Here is an 18,706-nt window from a genome sequence, read left to right on the forward strand (position 1 = left end):
CAAAAGGTCGAATAGCCGAATTGTCGAAAAGCCCGTTCGATATGGATTCGTCGCGGCCTTTGGCGCCGATGAAAAACATGCGCCGCGTGCGTGGCGCGCGATGACGGTGTGCGGTTCACCGGGGCGACCGGTTCCGCGCAGAAGATGGAGGCCGGTATCCGCCGTGGCGGCGCCGGCCAGGTGTGGGTCATCGCTGGCTCTTGCCCGATGCTGCTCCGCCGAGCCGATACGCGGTAAAGAACTCGTACCACGGCGACCCTTCCGCAACCGGCACGTGGAGCGCCGCCGTCCGCCGCTTCAACGCGCCGAACACGTCGTCGATCCGCGCTGTCTGCCCCGCATCGTTGAACGGATAGGGCCGCGCCCGGCCGGCCGCGAATGCGCCATACGCAATCGCGAGCAGGCGCGCGCTGTCGTCGGTCGCCGCGATCGAGCCGTTGATCGCTTCAGCGAAGCGCGGCCGGTCTTCCGCGCGCGATCCGGACAGGCACAGGAACACGATCGCCGACAGTTCGTGCAGATCCTTCGCCCGTAGCAGCGCCGGCAGCCGAGCGACGATCCGCTCGACCGGTTCGTCGCGCAGTGCATCGCCGAAGTCGAGCACGGCGGTCATCGGATTCGTGTCCGCTTTCAGGCGATCGAGCGCCGGCGGCGCGGCCGACGCGCTGGCGCCGTCCGGCGACGCTGCAGGCGCAGACCGCAACGCATCGGCCACCTGCTGCGTCCATTCCGGAAAGATCATCCGCACGTTGCCGAACTGCTCGCCGCCTTCCGCCGCAGGATTCCATCGATACACGATCGTGCCGCCGCGAATGAACGGCGAATACAGGTGCTCGGGCGTTTGCGGCAGCGGCCGCCGGTCGATCGGCAGCCAGGCGAGCGTCAGCCAGTCGTAGCGGCCGGTGGCGGGCACCGAGGGGCTCGAACTCGCGACGACCTGCCACGTGCCGCGATTCGCATAGCGGCGTCGCGCGTCGGGCACCGCGACGGTCTGGCCTTTCGCGGTGTCGAAGTACGTCGTGCCGGTCACGTTCGTGCCGCTGTCCGCGGCCGGCGTGATGGTGGCGATGACCCACGACGCGCCGTCCGCCGAACGGTAGTCGGACGGCTTCAGCGTCGCGATGTCGTGCACCATGCGCGTTTCCGCCGCGACGGGGCTCGGGGGGAGATTGGCGGGCGCGGCCAGGATGCTCGGCATGGAATGTCCTCGGAATCGGGTGCGCATCGTCCAGCGGGAACGACGCGCGGCGGCGCGGATTGTTTTATGTCACTGTAGAACGTCGCCGCGGGAAACGGAAACCGGCGACGCGGCGCAACCCGCTCAACCCGCTCACGCATTCCGCCGCTTCGGCATTACCATGCGCATCCTGAGCCGACGACGAACACCGGGCGGGAGCGCACATGACCGACACGAAAGCCATCACCGAGCACTGGACGCAGGTCGCCGACCAATGGATCGGCTGGGCCGGCAAGCCGGGGCACGATGCGTTCTGGAAATACCGTGCGGGGCTCGCGGCGTATATCGGCCGCAATACCGGCCGCAATACCGGCCGCGCGCTGGAGATCGGCTGCGGCGAAGGCCGCGTGAGCCGCGAGCTGAAGGCGCTCGGCTACGACGTGACCGCGAGCGACGTGGTGCCCGCGATGCTCGACGCCGCGCGTCACGCGGATTCCGCGCATCGCTACGAGCTGGCCGACGCGGCGTCGCTGCCGTTCGACGCGGGCAGCTTCGATCTCGTGATGGCGTACAACGTGCTGATGGATCTCGACGACATGCAGCGCGCGTTGAACGAGGCGCGCCGCGTGCTGAAGCCGGGCGGGACGCTGTTCATCTCGCTCGTGCATCCGTTCCGCGATCGCGGCGGCTTCGCGGGGCCGCAGCCCGATGCGCCGTTCGTGCTGAAGGGCAGCTATTTCGGGCGCGAGCACTTCGACGGCGTGGAAAGCCCTCGGCGCACAGCCTCGATGCCGTGAGTGCTTTCCTGCGCGGCTCACTACGAATCACGCGCAGTTCACTACGGTCAACCTGCGAGAAAAGATCACACCCCTCGAGAACCGGGAACACGTTCGGGATGAACCGACGGCTCCACCGCAATCGCGATTTTTCCCCGAACACCGTTGTTGGGACTTTCCAGCCGGGCATGGGCGAGTGGAATGTCGGCAAGGGAATAGACGGCGCCAACGTGTGGCCGCAGTTGGCCGCGTGCAATCAATGCGCTCAACTCATCCAGCTTGCCGCGGTTTTGTCTCGTGAACACGAAGTGATAACTCGCGTTCTTGCCCCAGGCCTGAATGAGGTTTTGCGGCTGGGCAATGTCCACGATCGTGACGACGCGGCCGAGCTGGGCGAGCGCGTCGGGGCTGCGTGACAAGGTGTTGCCGCCGATGGTGTCGAACACGACATCGACGCCGCGGCCACCCGTTTCCCGCATGACGGCGTCGACGTAATCGTCCTTTTCATAGTCGATGACTACGTCGGCGCCCAGGCTTCGGGCGAACTCGACGTTTGCTTCGCGCACGGTCGTGAACACCCTTGCGCCGATCGCCTTGGCGAGCTGGATCGCCACATGGCCGACGCCACCCGCGCCGCCGTGTACCAGAATGCTTTCCCCCACGCGTAGCGCCGCACGCACGACCAGGGCTTCCCACGCCGTCCCGCCAACCAGGGTCAGGCTTGCCGCCTCAAGATGGCTCAGCGACGGCGGCTTCTTCCCGACGATGCGTTCGGCAGCCATGTGGTATTCGGCATAACTTCCCGGCCCGTCGAAGATTTGCGGGGTGTACCAGACTTCGTCTCCCGGAGAGAAGGCCGTCACCCCCGGGCCGACTGCTTCGACCACGCCGGAGACGTCGTGTCCGGTAATGGCCGGAAGTGGCACCAGGTCCGGATAGTCGCCCCGTCGGACCTGGTAATCCAGTGGATTGATGGAGGTCGCATGTACCCGGACCAGGAGTTGTCCCGTGTGCGGCACCGGCCTGGGAACGTCGCCCAGTTCGAATGATTCCGGGCCGCCAAATGACTTGAGCAATAGCGCTTTCATTGCATATCCTCGTTTCGGTAAAAAGGGATATCGGGAATTATCGATATCATGGGGCAAAAAATTACAGGTCCTTCCCGATGCTCTTGGCCAGAGCACTGATGGCGGCTTCGTTCCGCTTGTAGTAGGTCCACTGGCCGATGCGCCTGACTTCGACCAGGCCCGCTCGTTGCAGCGTGGCGAGATAGTCGGACACCGTTGACTGCGACAGCCCGACCCCTTCCTGGATACTGCTGACGCAGACGCCCACCGTCAGAACATCCCCTTCGTCCTGCGGAGGGAAGTTCTTCACGGGATCCTTCAAACCCTGCAGGATTTCAAGGCGTGTCCGGTTCGAGAGGGCTTTGAAGATTTCGAGCAATTCCATGGGCGGTGAGTATATCGAGAATTACCGATATGTCAATGTGAGAGCCAACCGCCATTCTGTAGAGGCAGCGCGGTTCTGGAGTCTCTTTGACAGGGCCTCCAGGAACCGTGTGTCGACGTCGTCACGATGCCTCGGCGTTCGCACCGCAGGCCGTCACCCTTACCCGCGCAGCGGCGGATTGAGTCGCGCGAACGCCTGCTGGCGGCGATACGGGAAGTACGGATACGGCGCTTCCACCGCGCTTGCCGCGTCGAGCTTCGCGACCTGCGCATCGGTCAGTGCCCAGCCGACCCCGCCGAGGTTCTGCCGCAGCTGTTCCTCGTTGCGCGCGCCGATGATCACCGACGACACGGTCGGGCGCTGCAGCAGCCAGTTCAGCGCGATCTGCGGCACGGTCTTGCCGGTTTCCTCGGCGATCGCGTCGAGCGCATCGACCACGTCGTACAGGCGTGCGTCGTCGACCGGCGGCCCGTAGCTGGCCGTTTCATGCAGGCGGCTGCCTTCGGGCAGCGGCGCGTTGCGCCGGATCTTGCCGGTGAGCCGGCCCCAGCCGAGCGGGCTCCAGACGAGCGCGCCGAGCCCCTGGTCGGCGCCGAGCGGCATCAGGTCCCACTCGTAGTCGCGGCCGACGAGCGAGTAGTAGACCTGGTTCGCCACGTAACGCGACCAGCCGTGCCGATCGGCCACCGCCAGCGATTTCATGATCTGCCATCCCGCGAAGTTCGACACGCCGATGTAGCGCAGCTTGCCCGCGCGCACGAGATCGTCGAGCGTCGACATCACTTCCTCGACCGGCGTGCCCGCATCGAATGCGTGGAGTTGCAGCAGGTCGATGTAGTCGGTGTCCAGGCGGCGCAGCGCGTGGTCGACGGCGCGTACCAGCCGCGCGCGCGACGTGCCCGCGTCGTTCGGGCCGTTGCCGGTCGGCAGGCCCGTCTTCGTCGAGATCAGCACCTGGTCGCGGCGTCCCTTGATTGCGGCGCCGAGCACGCGCTCGGATTCGCCGTCCGAATATACGTCGGCCGTGTCGAACAGGTTCACGCCGGCTTCGAGGCAGATGTCGATCAGGCGGCGCGCTTCGTCGACGCCCGTGTTGCCCCATGCGCTGAACAGCGGGCCGGTGCCGCCGAACGTGCCGGCGCCGAAGCTCAGGGCGGGAACCTGGAGGCCGGAGCGGCCGAGGGTGCGGTATTCCATGGCGGGTTTCCTTTGGGTGATCGAAGTGTCGAAGGGGGGGGCGCGAGGCCAGGCGTCGGCACACTGTATCGCTTGCGGATATTTCGGATAATTGGGCAGACTTCGAAAATATCGTTCGGAGGAGGCGAATAATGCTGCTCGACAATCTCGCGCTGTTCCTGCGCATCGTGGAGAAGGGCGGACTGGCCGCGGCGGGCCGTGAGTTCGGGCTGTCGCCGGCCACCGTGTCCGAGCGGCTGACCGCGCTCGAGCGCCACTACGGCGCGGCGCTGCTCACGCGCACGACACGCGCGATCAGCCTGACCGACGAAGGCCGCACGCTCGTCGACGGTGCGCGGCGCCTGCTGGCCGAAGCGGACGAACTCGAAAGCCGCGTGCGGCTCGGCGTGCAGACGCTGTCGGGCCCCGTGCGCCTGAGCGCGCCGGCCGATCTCGGCCGCGAGCGCGTGGTGCCCGTCGTCGACGCGTTCCTCGCCGAGCATCCGGGCGTCACGGTCGACCTGCATCTCGGCGACGGTTACGTCGATGTCGTCGGGCAGGGGCTGGATTTCGCGATCCGTCGCGGGGTGCTCGCCGACAGTTCGCTGCGCAGCCGTTCGCTCGGCCGGGCGCGGCGCGCGGTGTGCGCGTCGCCCGCATATCTCGCCGTGCACGGCACGCCGCGGCATCCGGACGATCTCGCCGCGCACGACTGCATCGTGATGCGCTTCGGGCAGGACCTGTATGCCGAATGGCCGTTCAGCATCGATGGCGAACCCCGGCGCGTGACGGTGCGCGGCCGGCGGATGGCCAATGATGGCGCCCTCGTGCGCGCGTGGTGCGTCGCGGGGCACGGCGTCGCGCTGAAGTCACTGGTCGACGTCGAACAGGATCTGGCGTCCGGCGCGCTCGTCGAAGTCCTGCGCGCGTTCTCGCCGGGCGACGTCGATTTGCAGATCGTCTATCCGGGCAACGCCGTGCAGCCGCGGCGTGTGCGGGCGCTGATCGACAGGTTGGCGCAGGCGCTCGCGGCGTGAACGTATATGGATGCAACTGCGTCGAATTCGACGTGACAACGCCAACTCGATGCCCATCGGGTGGCCATTGTGGCGTGTTCGTTTCGGCAACGGCGAAACTCGGCATGGGTTGACCTCGGAATCGGGTGCGCGTGATCGAACGGATGCGATTCGTTGCGGTGCGTATCGCTGCTTCCCGCCAGAGGACTTTGCCGCCGGAAACGGAGTTCGTGCGCAGGCGCACGAGGTATCGATGAAGACGACGCACACGGGGCCGGATCAACCGGGGCAGGCAAAGCCGCGCAATCTCATTTGTTGTAGCAACATACCTACATTGATTGGTTTGAGGAGTCCATGATGACCATCACAACGCTCTCGAGTCGCGAACTCAACCAGGATGTGACCAAAGCGAAGAAGGCAGCGAAGGATGGCCCGGTGTTCATTACGGATCGTGGCAGGCCTGCCCATGTGCTGCTGAGTTTCGAGGAATACCAGCGTCTCACGCAGCAACGGCGCAACATTGCCGACGCGTTGGCCATGCCCGGTGTCGAGGACGTCGAGTTTGCCCCTCCGCGCGTGGACATCGGTATCAAACCGGTTGATTTTTGATGATGTTCGTCCTCGATACCAACGTCGTTTCGGAACTCCGGAAGGTGTGAACCGGCAAGGCGGACAAAGGCCTGGCGGCCTGGAGTTCAACCGTCGACGCACCCACGCTTTTTGTCTCGGCGATCACGATCATGGAGCTGGAGACAGGTGTCTTGCAAATCGAACGCCGGGACACGGCCCAAGGCGCGCTTCTGCGGGCATGGCTTGACGGGCATGTCCTGCCGGAGTTCGCGGGTCGCGTACTGCCGGTTGATACGGCGGTCGCGCAACGATGCGCACGACTCCATGTACCGGATCGGCGGTCCGAGCGTGACGCACTCATTGCCGCGACGGCGCTCGTGCATGGCATGACCGTCGTGACGCGCAATGTCGCCGATTTTGTCGAAACCGGCGTTGCTATCGTGAACCCGTGGGATTGAGCGAGCGAACCCTCCCTCTCGAACAAGGAAGCGGGCCGCTTTCGTTGACAGACCGCGCCTTCATTTCACGGTAACGCTTACGCGCGCCCCTGGCATCCCCAGCATTGGCGGATGAGTCGCGCCAACCGGCAGTTCGTTGCGTAGCCGCTCGCTCGACCGTACGCGGCGCGTGGTGCGCGCGTCACCCGCGTATCCCGCCGCACACGGCACGCATCCGCATCCGGACAATCCCGCCGCGCAATGACGGCATCGCAATGCGTTTCGGGCCAGACGTCTACGCGGAATGGCCGTTCAGCTCGACGGCGAGCTGAAGCGCGTTCCCGGCGCTGCGTGCAAAGCGTTGCTGCGGCGCGCTTGCCGCGATCGAATCCGGTGCCGAAACGGCGACCGGCCACACCACAGCGTCAGCTCAAGTCGCCCCTCGACTCGATTGCATACATTTCGTCATTTAGCTAATATTCGAAACGTTAATCGCGCTCCGCACTCTCATGGACGACGTCACCCGCATCAGCGCACTGGCCAACGAAAGCCGCCTGGCCGTGATGCGCTGGCTCAAGCAGCCACGCAAGCATTTCCCGCCGCAGCCGCACGGCGATTTCGACGAACTCGGCGTGTGCTGCACGTACATCACCGAGAAGCTCGGCATCGCACCGGCCACGACCACGCGCCACATGCGCATCCTCGCGGATGCCGGGCTCGTGCAGGCGACCCGCGTCGGCAAGTTCACGTACTACAAGCGGATCGACGGCGCGCTGCAGCAGCTCGGCCGCGATCTTTTGCAACTCTGATTCCCACCGAGGCAACCGACATGGACGAACTCGCATTGCTGGCCGACGCCGACCGGCGCGCGCACGCGTATCTGGCCGCGACGAACGAGCGGCGCGCGTTTCCCGACGCGGCCGCATTGGCCGGCCTGGCGGCGTTCGACGAGCCGCTGCCCGATACGGGCCGACCGGCCGACGACGTGCTGCGCCTGCTCGACGAGCGCGGCACGCCCGCGACCGTCGCGTCGAACGGACCGAACTACTTCGGCTTCGTGATCGGCGCCGCGCTGCCGGCCGCGGCGGCGGCCGAGCGGCTGATGCTCGCGTGGGACCAGTGCGCGTCGTCGTATGCGAATTCGCCGGTCGCCGCGACGATCGAGCGCCAGGCCGCGCGCTGGATCGTCGACGCGCTCGGGTTGCCCGAAGGCAGCGCGGTCGGTTTCGGCACGAGCGCGACGGCCTGCACGCTCGTCGCGCTGGTGGCTGCGCGGCGCGCGTTGCTCGCGCGCAAGGGCTGGGACATCGATGCCGATGGCCTGATCGGCGCGCCCGAAGTGAAGGTCGTGATCTCCGAGCTGGCGCACATCACGGTGAAGAAGGCGCTGCGCGTGCTCGGTTTCGGGATGAAGCGCCTCATCGTCGCGCCGGTCGACGTGCACGGCCGGATCGACCCGGCGCAGTTGCCGCCCCTCGACGACATGACGATCCTCTGCGTGCAGGCCGGCGAAGTGAACACCGGCGAGTTCGATCCGTTCGCAGCGCTGATTCCGCCCGCGAAGGCGGCCGGTGCGTGGGTGCACGTCGACGGCGCGTTCGGCCTGTGGGCCCGCGCATCGTCGAAGCGCGCGCTGACGGACGGCATCGACGGCGCGGACAGCTGGACCACCGACGGCCACAAGTGGCTCAACACGCCGTACGACGGCGCGATGGTGATCTGCCGCGACGCGGCCGCGCTCGCGACCGCGATGAACAGCGACGCCGTGTACCTGAGCGGCGCGCAGGACGCGCAGAAGAACCTGAACCTCGAATTCTCGCGGCGTGCGCGCGGCATTCCCGTGTGGGCCGCGCTGCGCTCGCTCGGCCGCGCCGGCGTGGCCACGATGGTCGAGCGGCATTGCGCACAGGCGGCGCGGGTCGCGGACGGCCTGCGTGCCGCCGGCTACGACGTGCTGAATCGCGTCGTGCTGAACCAGGTGCTCGTGCGCGCCGGCACCGACGACGAAACGGCTGCGATCCTCGCGGCCGCGCAGGCGTCGGGCGACGTGTGGTTCGGTGCGACGGTGTGGCAAGGGCGGCCGGCGTTCCGGATCAGCGTGTCGTCGTGGCGTACCGAAGACGCGCACATCGATCGTCTGGTGGCTTTGCTGACGGAGCTGCGCGGCGTCCACGTGCGCTGAGCGGCGGCCCGGCGGCGATCACGTCGTCCGGCGGGACGCCGTTCCAGATGAACGGTGCGTTCGAACTGTTCGTCGCGGTGCTGCTGCTCTGGGGCGTGATGCGTGAGCGTCATGCGCTCGTCAAGGAGTGGAGCCTGTTCGCCGTGCTCTGCGTGATGGCGCTGCCGAGTCTCTATGCGCTCGTGCCGCTGGTCGGGTGGATCTATCTTCAGATCGGCGTGCCGGACCCGCAGCATTACGTCGAGATCACCAGCGTCTATCGCGTCGCGATCAGCATCGGCCTGATTCTCGCGATGCTGGCGGGCTTGCTTTACGCCGTGTACGGCAGCGCGACGCAGGAGAAATTCGCGCGCTAGCCGCGCGCGATGGCGGGGTTCGCGACACATCTGCAAGCGTGAAAATGTCGGACAATGGCCGCTGCGCGCGCCATGCTGGCGCGGCGTTCAACCGAAGCATTCACGCTTGCGAGATCCCCATGTCGACTCCCTTTCCCCGGGAACTGCTGAAGGCCGCCGATATCGCGAAGATGGAACCGACGCGCGCGGTGCATTCGCTGAATCCCAATGCCGTTCGTCTCAAGCGGCAACTCAGCGACCTGACCGGCCTGACGCAATTCGGTGTTCACCTGCTCACGCTGATGCCCGGTCACGAATCGGCCGAGTATCACCGCCACCTGTACGAAGAAGAGTTCGTGTACGTGCTGTCCGGTACGGGCGCGGTCACGATCGGCGAGCGCACGGATGAAATCGGGCCCGGCGATTTTCTGGGCTTTCCGCGCGGCGGCGAAGCGCATACGGTGCAGAACACCGGCGATGCGCCGCTCGAGCTGCTCGTCGGCGGGCAGCGGCTCGAACACGACGTCTGCGAATACCCGCGAATCGGCAAGCGGCTTTATATCGCGGGCGAACTCGAGGACTACGTCGATCTGCCGAAGCAGCCTTGATCGCCAATCGTGCATTCAATACCCCATTCCACATAAAAATCGAATCAATAACCTCTTGTTTAGATAAACGAAATAAAAATTCGTAAAAACACGGGGTAGAGAAAACACGTTTATTTGGGCACGCTTGTGCCCGTTGTCCGTTCCTGGGCGCCGGTATTTCGACATATCGGCGCGTCTTTTTCCGGGTGCCGGAATGCGGAAATAAATACACGAACCCGGGATTTTCGACCGATCGGCCAGGAAAGTGGAACTCATCAAAAAGCATCCTGATTGAAAGCTCAGTAGTTCGAATCAATATCGGATTCAAGAACGATACGGAGACAGGCGATGTCGAGGAACTGGGGGTTGGGAACGGCGCTGCTGGCGCTATGCGTTGTCTTGGCTTCATGCGGCGGCGATGGCGATTCGCCGTCGGCGGTCGCTGCAAACAGGTCGGCGTCCGTGCCGTCGCAGGCCAGTGAAAACGACAGCGGCGGCAATGGCAACGAAGACGACAACAGCAACGAAGCGGCGAGGAAAAACGCCGACATCCGCGTCGCGCAGTACGTCAATCCGCTGATCGGCACCGACTACGCGACCGACCAGCCGGCCGACCCGGTGGGCTCGGGTCTCGGCGGCGGCACGTTCCCGGGGCCGACGGTCCCGTTCGGGATGATGCAGTGGAGCCCGATGACGCCGACTGCGCAGTACGACAGCAGCAAAGGCGACGGCTCCGGCTTCTCCGGTGGCTACTGGTACGGCGACACGTCGATCAACGCATTCAGCATCCTGCACCTGAGCGGTACCGGCTGCTGGGCGAACGGCGGCTACCTGAACGTGATGCCGCAGCTCGCGCCCGGTGATGCCGGCACGCCGGCCAGCTTCAGTCACGCGAACGAAACCGCGCAGGCCGGCTATTACGGCGTCACGCTCGGCAATGGCATCAAGGCCGAGCTGACGACGACGGTGCGCACCGGCTTCGCGCGCTTCACGTATCCGGCACTCGCGCAGGGCCAGCAGGCGACGATCGCGATCGATCCGACCGTGCTGAACAACCGCGCGCAAGGCACGACGCGCGACACGATCGGCCAGGTCGGCGACCGCGCGTTGTCCGGCACGATCGCGGGCGGCGGATTCTGCTGGGCCGGGCATACGGTGCCCGTGTACTACTACGCGGAATTCAGCCAGCCGTTCGCGGCGAAGCCGGCGCTGTCGAACAACAGCCCGGTGACGTTGACGTTCAATGTCGACCGCAAGCATCCCGACGTGATGATGAAGCTCGGCATCTCGTTCGTCAGCGAAGCGAATGCGAAGGCGAACCTGCGCGCGGAAAATCCGGAATCGGATGCGCAAGGCAACCGCAACTGGCGTTTCGACAAGGTGCGCAGCGCGGCGAGCGCCGCGTGGAACGCGCGCCTGAACGCGATCCAGGTCGCGGGCGGCAGCGACGCCGACAAGACGAAGTTCTACACCGCGCTGTATCACGCGTCGCTGCACCCGAACGTGTTCAACGACGTGAACGGCCAGTATCCGGATTTCTACGCGTCGAACGGCGCATCGGCCGCGCCGACGCGTCGGGTCGAGAAAGGCCGCACGATGTACGCGAACTTCTCGGGCTGGGACATCGACCGCTCGTTCATCCAGTTGCAGGCGCTGCTCGACCCGGTGCGGACCAGCGACATCGTGCAGTCGCTCGTGCTCGATGCGAAGGCGTGCGGCGCATTCCCGCGCTGGGCGTACTTCAATACCGAGACGGCCGTGATGCCGGGCGATGCGGGCTCGATCATCGTCGCGAACGCGCATGCGTTCGGCGCGACGAACTTCGACACGCAGGCCGCGCTGTCGATCATGAAGAACAGCACGGCGCCGGGCGCCGCGTGCGCCGGCACGCCGGTGATGGGCAGCCGCGCGGACTACGACCGGCTCGGCTACGTGCCGTCGTCGGGCTCGGGCGACAACCAGAGCGCATCGAACACGCTCGAATATGCGGTGCGCGATTTCGCGGTATCGCGCTTCGCGACGGCGCTCGGCGAGTCGGCGACGGCCGGCACGCTGCTGAAGTCGAGCGGCAACTGGAGAAACCTGTTCGACCAGGGCGCGATCCAGCCGAAGACGTCGGCCGGTGCATGGGTCACCGACGGCACGGGCTTCATGGAAGGCAATTCCGAGCAATACACGTGGTACGTGCCGCACGACCTCGCCGGCGTGGTCGCACAGGCCGGTGGTGCCGCACCGGTCGTCAAGCGGCTCGACACGTTCTTCACGCACCTGAACATCGGCACCGTGCAGCCGTATTTCTACGTCGGCAACGAAGTGACGATGGCCGTGCCGTGGGTCTACGCATGGGCCGGTGCGCCGTCGCATACGCAGCGCGTGCTGCACGCATCGCTCGCGAACGCGTTCGGCGCCGGCGCGGCCGGGCTGCCGGGCAACGACGATCTCGGCGCGATTTCGGGCTGGTACGTATGGGCCGCGCTCGGCCTCTATCCGGTCGTGCCGGGCGTGAGCGGCGTCGCGCTGTCGAGCCCGCAGTTCGAGAGGATCACGGTGCGCGTCGGGCAGAAGGACGGCAGCTACCGTCTGCTGCACATCGTCGCGCCGGGTGCCGGCTCGGGCGACGGCGCGTCGTTCTATGTGAAGTCGCTGAAGCTGAACGGCGCACCTTACTCGACCGCGTGGCTGCCGTTCGAGCAGATCGCGAAGGGCGGGAAGCTGACGTATGCGATGACGGCCGACGCGAGCGCCGCGACGTGGGGCACCGACGCATCCGCGCTGCCGTCGTTCCCGCAGGCGGCCAGCGCGCCGTAACGGGCGGGGAGAGCGACGAGCGGTTCTTGCCAACAGGATCGACGCAGAGAGAGGGAGGGACGAACGGATGAAGCTACGTCATGTGGTGGGTATCGGGTGCCTTGCCGTGCTGTCGGGGTGCGGGGGCGATCAGGGTTCGACGGATGCGAGCGTGCTCGCGCAGATGTCGAACGCGCAGGGCAACCAGAACGATCAAGGCAACCAGAGCAACCAGAGCAACCCGAACGACCAGGGCGATCGGAACGAGCACGGCGGCGCGGATAAACGGTCGGTGCTGCGCAGCGTCGACCCGATGATCGGCACCGCGAATCTCGACATCAACGCGGACTGGAGCAGCGGCGTGCGCGGCCACGGCCACGTGTACCCGGGCGCGACCGTGCCGTTCGGAATGGTGCAGCTCGGGCCGGACACGACCGGCGGCGCACACACGCTGCCGTGGAACTGGGATCGCACGTCGGGCTACCAGTACGACGATCCGTTCATCACCGGCTTCACGCATACGCACCTGTCGGGCACCGGCATCGGCTCGGGCGGCGAAGTGCGGTTCCTGCCGACGCTGGCGCCGGTCGACACCGCGACGCTGGCGAAGGTCGCCGCCGATTCGTCGATCACGTACAACGCATCGTTCAGCCACGACGACGAAACCGCGAGCCCCGGTTACTACCGCGTGAAGATGGCGCCGGTCGGCAGCGGCAACACGCCGTGGAACGTGCAGGGCGCGAAGATCCTCGCGGAGATGACGGCGACTTCGCATGCGGGCGTGCACCGCTACACGTACTTCCCGAGCGCGGCGACGCAGAAGCGCAGCATGATCGTCAGCATCGACAACCCGATCGGCGGCTCGACCGCCAGCGGCAGGATCCAGGTCATCGATGCGCAGACGATCGCCGGCTGGCAGTTCACGAACAACTGGGCGAACAACAAGCCGACGTATTTCGTTGCGCGTTTCTCGAAGCCGTTCGATACGAAGCACGTCGCGTTCAGCGCGGACGGCTTCAAGGCTTACCTGACGTTCGCCGACGGCAACGACGGCGGCGGCGCGGTCACGGTGAAGGTCGGCATCTCGCCATCGAGCATCGCGGATGCGCAGGCCAATCTCGCGTCGGAAGTCGGCGCGAAGTCGTTCGACCAGGTGCGCGGTGCGGCCGAGCGCGTGTGGAGCGCCGCGCTCGACCGGATCCGGATCAAGGGCGGCAGCGCCGACCAGCGGACGATGTTCTACACGTCGCTGTACCGCACGATGCTCGCGCCGACCGTCTACAACAATGCGGACGGCAGCTACGTCGGCACCGATTCGACCAACGACGGCACGACGTCGCCGCCGACCACGAGCAAGCATGCGGATCCGGGCTTCGACTATTCGTCGACGTTCTCGCTGTGGGATACCTTTCGCGCCGAGTCGCCGTTGATGACGCTGGTGCAGCCCGAGCGTGTCGACGGCTGGGTGAAGTCGCTGCTCACGCAGTTCAGGCAGAACGGCAAGGGCGAGCTGCCGGTGTGGCCGCTCGCGCAAACGGAAACCTTCACGATGGCCGGCCACCCGTCGATCCCGCTGATCGCCGATGCGTACCTGAAGCACTTGACGAGCGCGGGCATCGACGACATCTGGACCGCGTTGACGACCACGCAGAGCGCGAGCGCACACGGTTTCGACCAGTATCGCCAGCGCGGCTACGTGTACGCGGGCGACAACGCATCGGTGTCGACGACGCAGGACTACGCGTTCGACGACTGGGCGACGGCCGCGGTCGGCAAGGCGGCGGGCAAGCGCACGGCCGACTACCGGCCCTATCTGCAGCGCAGCCAGAACTACCGGAACGTGTTCAATCCGGTGTCGAACAACGGCTGGAAGTTTGCGCAGCCGAAGGATTCGCAAGGCAACTGGGTGGCGGGCTTCGACCCGGCGGCGGCGGAGAAGACGGACTTCTCCGAATCGAATTCGTGGGTCGATACGTGGAACATCTTCCACGACTTCCCCGGCCTCGTTGCGTTGCTCGGCGGGAAAAGCCAGTTCATCGCGCAGCTCGACCGCACGTTCGATCCGGCCAATCCGCTGACCTTCCTCAACAACCAGGGCTTTCCGGATCTGACCGGCCGCAGCGGCCAGTTCTTCGCGGGGAACGAGCCGGCGAACCACCTGCCGTACCTGTACGACGTCGCGGGCATGCCGTCGAAGACGCAGGACCGCGTGCGCACGGTGATGGACGACATGTACTCGCTGACGCTGACGGCCGGCGATCGCGCGCTGCTGAGCGGCGACAGCCTGCAGGCCGCGCTGGCCGATCCGCGCCGCGTGCGCGATGCGGCGATTCCCGGCAACGACGATTGCGGGCAGCTGTCCGCGTGGTACGTGCTGTCCGCGCTCGGCATCTATTCGCTGAATCCGGTGGGCGGCGTGTTCTATCTCGGCACGCCGCTGTTCGAGGAAGCGACGGTCGACATGCCGGTCGCATCGGGAGGCGGGGACGGAAAGGCACTGAAGTTCGGCGCGACCCGGCGCTTCAAGGTGACCGCGCATACGGCCGGCGGCGGCGCGCCGTCATCGGTCAATCGCTACGTCCAGTCGGTCAGCCTGAACGGCACGCCGCTGCATCGGCCGTACATCACGTACGACGAGATGAAAGCCGGCGGCACGCTCGACTTCGTGATGGGGGCGACGCCGAATGACGCATGGGTCGGCACGTGGAACGGGCAGGATCCGAACAGTGCGCTCGCACCGTCGCTGGCGTTGGCCGGCAAGTAGCGGCCGCAAGCGGCCCGTGTGACGCGGGCCGCTTCTCCTTCCCTTCATATGACGGTGCGGGCCGCGGCCGCGAGGCAGGAAGCGGCCTGCCCCGGGAATCCGTCTTCGGGTCGTGCGGCGGGGACGCCATGCGCCGACGCGGTGACCGCTTCGGCGGCCAGCACGCAACACAGGGCGCGACAGCAGGCGACGGCCCCCGTTCCGGCCGGCAATGCGCTCATGCTGCTCCGGCTCGGCATCGAACGGATCTGGCGCCTGACGGCCGACCGCTTCGGCCTGACCGATGCAATCCCGATGGTGATCGCCGTCACGTTCGTGTCATGGGGCGTCGTCGCGCTTATGATGCGGGAACGCCACTGACAGGGTTCCCCGATATGGATGCGCCGCTCCCGCCGATATCTGCCCCGATTTCCGAAACGGAACCTGAAACCGAAACCCTCGCCGAGCCGCGCGCGTCGCGCCTGCATCGGCCGGTCGCGCTCGTCACCGGCTCGACGTCGGGGATCGGCGCGGCCGTCGCGCGCCGCCTGGCGGCGGATGGCTACGCAGTGATCCTGCATTCGCGCAGTTCGGCCGACGTGGGGCGGGCGATGGCGCGCGAACTCGGCGCGGCTTACGTGCAGGCCGATCTCGCCGACGATGCCGAGCGCGTGCGGTTGATTCGCGACGCACTGGCCGTGCACGGGCGGCTCGACGTGCTCGTCAACAATGCGGGCGTGAGCCGCGTGATTCCGCACGACGACCTCGCCGCGGCGACGCCCGACGTGTGGCGCGAGATGCACGAGATCAACGTGATCGCGCCATTCCGGCTCGTCGCCGAGGCGGAGGCCGCGTTGCGCGAGGCGGCGTCGCACGGGCGGGCCGGTTGCGTCGTGAACGTCAGCTCGCATGCGGGCGTGCGGCCGAAGGGCGCGTCGATTCCTTATGCGGCGGCGAAGGCTGCGCTCAATCACACGACGCGGCTGCTGGCGCGCACGCTCGCGCCGGCGATTCGCGTCAATGCGGTCGCGCCGGGGCTCGTCGATACGCCGCTCACGGCCGACTGGACGGACGCGCAGCAGCTCTGGCGCGAGCGCGCGCCGATGCGCCGTGCGGCGACACCGGACGACATCGCGCAGACGGTCGCGATGCTCGTCGCGTCCGACTATGTGACGGGCGAGATCGTGATGCTCGACGGGGGGATGAGCCTGACGTGATGTTGCGACTCAATGAAGCGGTGAAGCGGTGAAGCGGTGAAGCGGCGTTGCAGCCGGGCACCCGCGCGCAGGTGCCACGCGCGCGATTGCCGCGACCGCTAACTCGTCGATGTACGCAGATCAGCCGAGGCTCGACCGCAACCGCGCGAGCGCCTGATCGTGCGTGCGCTCGAACTTCAGCGGCGTGACGGCGACATACCCTTCGCCGAGCGCGACCGTTTCCGAATCCGCATCGTCGTCGCGCGGTGCGCGGGCGAGCTTCAGCCAGTGATACTCGATGTCGCGCGGGTCGCGCCCCGACACGATCTCGACGCCCTGCAGCGTGCCGGCGCCCTGGTTCGTCACCTTCAGGCCGCGCACGTCCTGAGCGGGCCGCGGCGGGAAATTCACGTTGAGGCACGCGTCGCTGTCCCAGCCGGCGGCGACGAGCCGGCGAATGACGTCCGGCGCATGCGTGAGCGCCGTGTCCCACGGCACCGCGTTGCGATCGGTGAAGGCCTGGCTCAGCGCGATGGCCGGCACGCCGACCAGCATGCTCGTCATCGCGGCGCCCACCGTCCCGGAAAACACCGTTTCGGTGCCGAGGTTTCCGCCGCGATTCACGCCGGACAGCACGATGTCGGGCCGTGCGTCCTTCATCAGATGGCTGATCGCGATCGCGACGCAATCGCCGGGCGTGCCGCGCACCGCGAAGCGGCGTTCGCCCTTGCGATGCACGCGTAGCGGTTCGTGCAGGCTCAACGAATGCGACGTGCCGCTCTGGTCTTCCGCCGGCGCGACGATCCACACTTCGCGCGCCAGTTGCGTGGCGACCTGTTCGAGCACGTCAAGGCCGGGGGCGTCGATTCCGTCGTCGTTGGTGAGCAGGACGCGATCGAACAGCGGGCGGGTTTCTTGCATCGGGACGATCCTCGCGGAGACGGGTAATGAGAGGGGCATGCAGCGTGGCGCAAGCCACAAGGCTAGCATTCCCGCGTGAGGATCGTCGTGTCGTGCGGTCGGCGCGGATGTGAAAACGGGCGCATCGCGCGCCCGTTCGTCGGTGGCCGTGCCGCGGCGTACGCGGCGGGTCGGAACCGCTCAGCCGAGCAGGTGCCGCAGCAGGCCGGCCGACGCGACGCCGACGATGACGGTCGGCAGGATCGACAGGCGCGTCGCCGCAATCAGCGTAACGGCCAGCGCAAGCAGGTCGGCCGGGCGCGTCGACACGAAGGCCGGCGCGATCACCGAGATCAGCACGCAGCCGGGCACGTTCTCCATCACCGACGCCATCCGCGGGCTCAGCGTGCGGTTGCGCAGCAGCACGTAGCCGAGGATGCGCGACAGGTAGGTCGTCGACGCCATCAGCACGATCGTCGCGACCGTGCTGAAATCCGGGAAATCAGGCATCGCGCGGCTCCTCGCGCGGCTCCCACAGCAGCGCGGCGATCAGCCCCGCGCAGGCGCCGGCCGCGACGTACCACGCGCCGGGCACGGCCAGGTGCGTGGCCGCTGCGACGACGAGGCTCACGAACCACGGGCGGCTCGCGCGCATCCCTTTCCACATCCCGCGCAGCAGTACCAGAAACACGGCCGTGAACGCCATGTCGAAGCCGTACTGCTCGACGTTGCCGATCGTCGGGCCGACCGCCGCGCCGAGCGTGGTCATCGAGATCCACGTCAGGTAGAGCCCCATGCAGATGCCCGCGTAATAGGGCACGCTGATGTGCGTGGCCGAGCGTGCCCTGGCGTCGGCGAGCGACATCGCCCAGCTTTCGTCGCACATGAAGAACAGCGCGAAGAACGCGCGGCGGCGCGGCAGGCGGCGGATATACGGCTCGAATGCGGCGCCCATCAGGATATGGCGCGAATTCACGAGGAACGACATCGCGACGATCAGCGCGATGTGCGGCGGCGACGTCCACAGATGGATCGCCGCGAATTCGGAGCCGCCGCCGAAGTTCATGCCGGTCATCATCGGCACTTCGAACAGGCTCAGCCCTTTCTGCGCGGCCTGCGCGCCCAGCACGAGCGCGAACGGCACGAAACCCAGCATGACGGGCAGCGCCGCGCGCAATCCGCGACCCATCTCGGCGACATAGGCGGGCTTGTCGCGAAGCCCTGACGACGTTGAAACGCTACTGCTCATTACTCCTCCTTCGGGGGAGGAATTGTCTGCTTTTTTGACTCGAATCGGGTTGCGTTGTGGCCAGATTTTTCTCAGAATTTGGCATTGAACGCGTGATACGCGATTTTTTTGGAATCGAATGCC

The 18,706-nt window shown here is 66.6% G+C and carries 17 protein-coding genes and 3 pseudogenes; 13 read left to right on the plus strand and 7 right to left on the minus strand.

What is annotated here, in order from left to right:
- Positions 1–187: 187 nt before the first annotated feature.
- Entirely contained in the window at positions 188–1,198 is a 1,011-nt protein-coding gene (locus G3N64_RS00955; protein ID WP_205781916.1) for a hypothetical protein, read from the minus strand.
- Between the two features lie 203 nt (positions 1,199–1,401).
- Between G3N64_RS00955 and G3N64_RS00960 the strand changes: the two are divergent.
- A pseudogene (locus G3N64_RS00960) lies at positions 1,402–1,947 on the plus strand (class I SAM-dependent methyltransferase); the annotation flags it as partial.
- Positions 1,948–2,039: 92 nt separating this feature from the next.
- Here G3N64_RS00960 and G3N64_RS00965 read toward each other — a convergent pair.
- From G3N64_RS00965 to G3N64_RS00975, 3 genes are all read right to left on the minus strand, one after another.
- Positions 2,040–3,041 carry a zinc-dependent alcohol dehydrogenase family protein gene (locus G3N64_RS00965; RefSeq protein ID WP_205781917.1) on the minus strand — a complete coding sequence of 334 codons (1,002 nt, stop codon included), beginning with the start codon at positions 3,039–3,041 and terminating at the stop codon, positions 2,040–2,042.
- A gap of 61 nt (positions 3,042–3,102) precedes the next feature.
- Positions 3,103–3,405 (minus strand): metalloregulator ArsR/SmtB family transcription factor, encoded by a 303-nt coding sequence (locus tag G3N64_RS00970; protein ID WP_205781918.1) that lies wholly within the window; start codon positions 3,403–3,405, stop codon positions 3,103–3,105.
- 159 nt (positions 3,406–3,564) lie between these two features.
- Positions 3,565–4,602: an aldo/keto reductase gene (locus tag G3N64_RS00975; RefSeq protein ID WP_205781919.1), complete on the minus strand. Its 1,038-nt coding sequence runs from the start codon at positions 4,600–4,602 to the stop codon at positions 3,565–3,567.
- A gap of 131 nt (positions 4,603–4,733) precedes the next feature.
- Here G3N64_RS00975 and G3N64_RS00980 point away from each other — a divergent pair, with 131 nt between their 5' ends.
- The 12 genes and pseudogenes from G3N64_RS00980 to G3N64_RS01030 all read left to right on the plus strand — a co-directional run bounded on the left by G3N64_RS00980 (position 4,734) and on the right by G3N64_RS01030 (position 16,455).
- On the plus strand, positions 4,734–5,618 hold the full coding sequence (locus tag G3N64_RS00980) for a LysR family transcriptional regulator (RefSeq protein ID WP_205781920.1): 885 nt from the start codon (positions 4,734–4,736) through the stop codon (positions 5,616–5,618).
- A gap of 336 nt (positions 5,619–5,954) precedes the next feature.
- Positions 5,955–6,206, plus strand: coding sequence for a type II toxin-antitoxin system Phd/YefM family antitoxin (locus G3N64_RS00985; protein WP_205781921.1), 252 nt, complete (start codon positions 5,955–5,957; stop codon positions 6,204–6,206).
- Positions 6,206–6,625 (plus strand): annotated as a pseudogene (locus tag G3N64_RS00990) (type II toxin-antitoxin system VapC family toxin). The gene G3N64_RS00985 and the pseudogene G3N64_RS00990 overlap by 1 nt, the downstream one beginning before the upstream one ends.
- Before the next feature lie 130 nt (positions 6,626–6,755).
- Positions 6,756–6,921, plus strand: a pseudogene (locus G3N64_RS39540) (LysR family transcriptional regulator); the annotation flags it as partial.
- Positions 6,922–7,113: 192 nt separating this feature from the next.
- On the plus strand, positions 7,114–7,413 hold the full coding sequence (locus G3N64_RS00995; RefSeq protein WP_039369710.1) for a helix-turn-helix domain-containing protein: 300 nt from the start codon (positions 7,114–7,116) through the stop codon (positions 7,411–7,413).
- A 20-nt stretch (positions 7,414–7,433) separates the two neighbouring features.
- Positions 7,434–8,786, plus strand: a complete 1,353-nt coding sequence (locus G3N64_RS01000) for a pyridoxal-dependent decarboxylase (protein WP_205781922.1) — start codon at positions 7,434–7,436, stop codon at positions 8,784–8,786.
- Between the two features lie 47 nt (positions 8,787–8,833).
- A complete protein-coding gene (locus G3N64_RS01005) occupies positions 8,834–9,142 on the plus strand; it encodes a hypothetical protein (protein WP_205782029.1) in 309 nt (102 codons plus the stop codon).
- Between the two features lie 119 nt (positions 9,143–9,261).
- Entirely contained in the window at positions 9,262–9,729 is a 468-nt protein-coding gene (locus tag G3N64_RS01010) for a cupin domain-containing protein (RefSeq protein WP_205781923.1), read from the plus strand.
- Between the two features lie 327 nt (positions 9,730–10,056).
- On the plus strand, positions 10,057–12,516 hold the full coding sequence (locus G3N64_RS01015; RefSeq protein WP_205781924.1) for a GH92 family glycosyl hydrolase: 2,460 nt from the start codon (positions 10,057–10,059) through the stop codon (positions 12,514–12,516).
- A 67-nt stretch (positions 12,517–12,583) separates the two neighbouring features.
- A complete protein-coding gene (locus G3N64_RS01020; protein WP_205781925.1) occupies positions 12,584–15,259 on the plus strand; it encodes a GH92 family glycosyl hydrolase in 2,676 nt (891 codons plus the stop codon).
- Positions 15,260–15,478: 219 nt separating this feature from the next.
- On the plus strand, positions 15,479–15,619 hold the full coding sequence (locus G3N64_RS01025; RefSeq protein ID WP_205781926.1) for a hypothetical protein: 141 nt from the start codon (positions 15,479–15,481) through the stop codon (positions 15,617–15,619).
- Positions 15,620–15,633: 14 nt separating this feature from the next.
- Positions 15,634–16,455: an SDR family oxidoreductase gene (locus G3N64_RS01030; protein WP_205781927.1), complete on the plus strand. Its 822-nt coding sequence runs from the start codon at positions 15,634–15,636 to the stop codon at positions 16,453–16,455.
- 120 nt (positions 16,456–16,575) lie between these two features.
- On the opposite strand, the gene surE is transcribed toward G3N64_RS01030, so the two are convergent.
- The 3 genes from surE to G3N64_RS01045 all read right to left on the minus strand — a co-directional run bounded on the left by surE (position 16,576) and on the right by G3N64_RS01045 (position 18,583).
- Positions 16,576–17,355: a 5'/3'-nucleotidase SurE gene (surE, locus tag G3N64_RS01035; RefSeq protein ID WP_205781928.1), complete on the minus strand. Its 780-nt coding sequence runs from the start codon at positions 17,353–17,355 to the stop codon at positions 16,576–16,578.
- A gap of 180 nt (positions 17,356–17,535) precedes the next feature.
- Positions 17,536–17,844: an AzlD family protein gene (locus G3N64_RS01040; RefSeq protein ID WP_205781929.1), complete on the minus strand. Its 309-nt coding sequence runs from the start codon at positions 17,842–17,844 to the stop codon at positions 17,536–17,538.
- On the minus strand, positions 17,837–18,583 hold the full coding sequence (locus G3N64_RS01045; RefSeq protein ID WP_205781930.1) for an AzlC family ABC transporter permease: 747 nt from the start codon (positions 18,581–18,583) through the stop codon (positions 17,837–17,839). The genes G3N64_RS01040 and G3N64_RS01045 overlap by 8 nt, the downstream gene beginning before the upstream one ends.
- Between the last annotated feature and the right edge of the window lie 123 nt (positions 18,584–18,706).

It is taken from the genome of Burkholderia sp. Ac-20344 (genome assembly GCF_017104975.1).
Taxonomy (GTDB): Bacteria; Pseudomonadota; Gammaproteobacteria; order Burkholderiales; family Burkholderiaceae; genus Burkholderia.

Excerpts from the sequence above, each read along its gene's own strand:
- G3N64_RS00955 (WP_205781916.1), bottom strand. The coding sequence starts at position 1,198 with ATGCCGAGCATCCTGGCCGCGCCCGCCAATCTCCCCCCGAGCCCCGTC.
- G3N64_RS00965 (WP_205781917.1), bottom strand. The coding sequence starts at position 3,041 with ATGAAAGCGCTATTGCTCAAGTCATTTGGCGGCCCGGAATCATTCGAA.
- G3N64_RS00970 (WP_205781918.1), bottom strand. The coding sequence starts at position 3,405 with ATGGAATTGCTCGAAATCTTCAAAGCCCTCTCGAACCGGACACGCCTT.
- G3N64_RS00975 (WP_205781919.1), bottom strand. The coding sequence starts at position 4,602 with ATGGAATACCGCACCCTCGGCCGCTCCGGCCTCCAGGTTCCCGCCCTG.
- G3N64_RS00980 (WP_205781920.1), top strand. The coding sequence starts at position 4,734 with ATGCTGCTCGACAATCTCGCGCTGTTCCTGCGCATCGTGGAGAAGGGC.
- G3N64_RS00985 (WP_205781921.1), top strand. The coding sequence starts at position 5,955 with ATGACCATCACAACGCTCTCGAGTCGCGAACTCAACCAGGATGTGACC.
- G3N64_RS00995 (WP_039369710.1), top strand. The coding sequence starts at position 7,114 with ATGGACGACGTCACCCGCATCAGCGCACTGGCCAACGAAAGCCGCCTG.
- G3N64_RS01000 (WP_205781922.1), top strand. The coding sequence starts at position 7,434 with ATGGACGAACTCGCATTGCTGGCCGACGCCGACCGGCGCGCGCACGCG.
- G3N64_RS01005 (WP_205782029.1), top strand. The coding sequence starts at position 8,834 with ATGAACGGTGCGTTCGAACTGTTCGTCGCGGTGCTGCTGCTCTGGGGC.
- G3N64_RS01010 (WP_205781923.1), top strand. The coding sequence starts at position 9,262 with ATGTCGACTCCCTTTCCCCGGGAACTGCTGAAGGCCGCCGATATCGCG.
- G3N64_RS01015 (WP_205781924.1), top strand. The coding sequence starts at position 10,057 with ATGTCGAGGAACTGGGGGTTGGGAACGGCGCTGCTGGCGCTATGCGTT.
- G3N64_RS01020 (WP_205781925.1), top strand. The coding sequence starts at position 12,584 with ATGAAGCTACGTCATGTGGTGGGTATCGGGTGCCTTGCCGTGCTGTCG.
- G3N64_RS01025 (WP_205781926.1), top strand. The coding sequence starts at position 15,479 with ATGCTGCTCCGGCTCGGCATCGAACGGATCTGGCGCCTGACGGCCGAC.
- G3N64_RS01030 (WP_205781927.1), top strand. The coding sequence starts at position 15,634 with ATGGATGCGCCGCTCCCGCCGATATCTGCCCCGATTTCCGAAACGGAA.
- surE (WP_205781928.1), bottom strand. The coding sequence starts at position 17,355 with ATGCAAGAAACCCGCCCGCTGTTCGATCGCGTCCTGCTCACCAACGAC.
- G3N64_RS01040 (WP_205781929.1), bottom strand. The coding sequence starts at position 17,844 with ATGCCTGATTTCCCGGATTTCAGCACGGTCGCGACGATCGTGCTGATG.
- G3N64_RS01045 (WP_205781930.1), bottom strand. The coding sequence starts at position 18,583 with ATGAGCAGTAGCGTTTCAACGTCGTCAGGGCTTCGCGACAAGCCCGCC.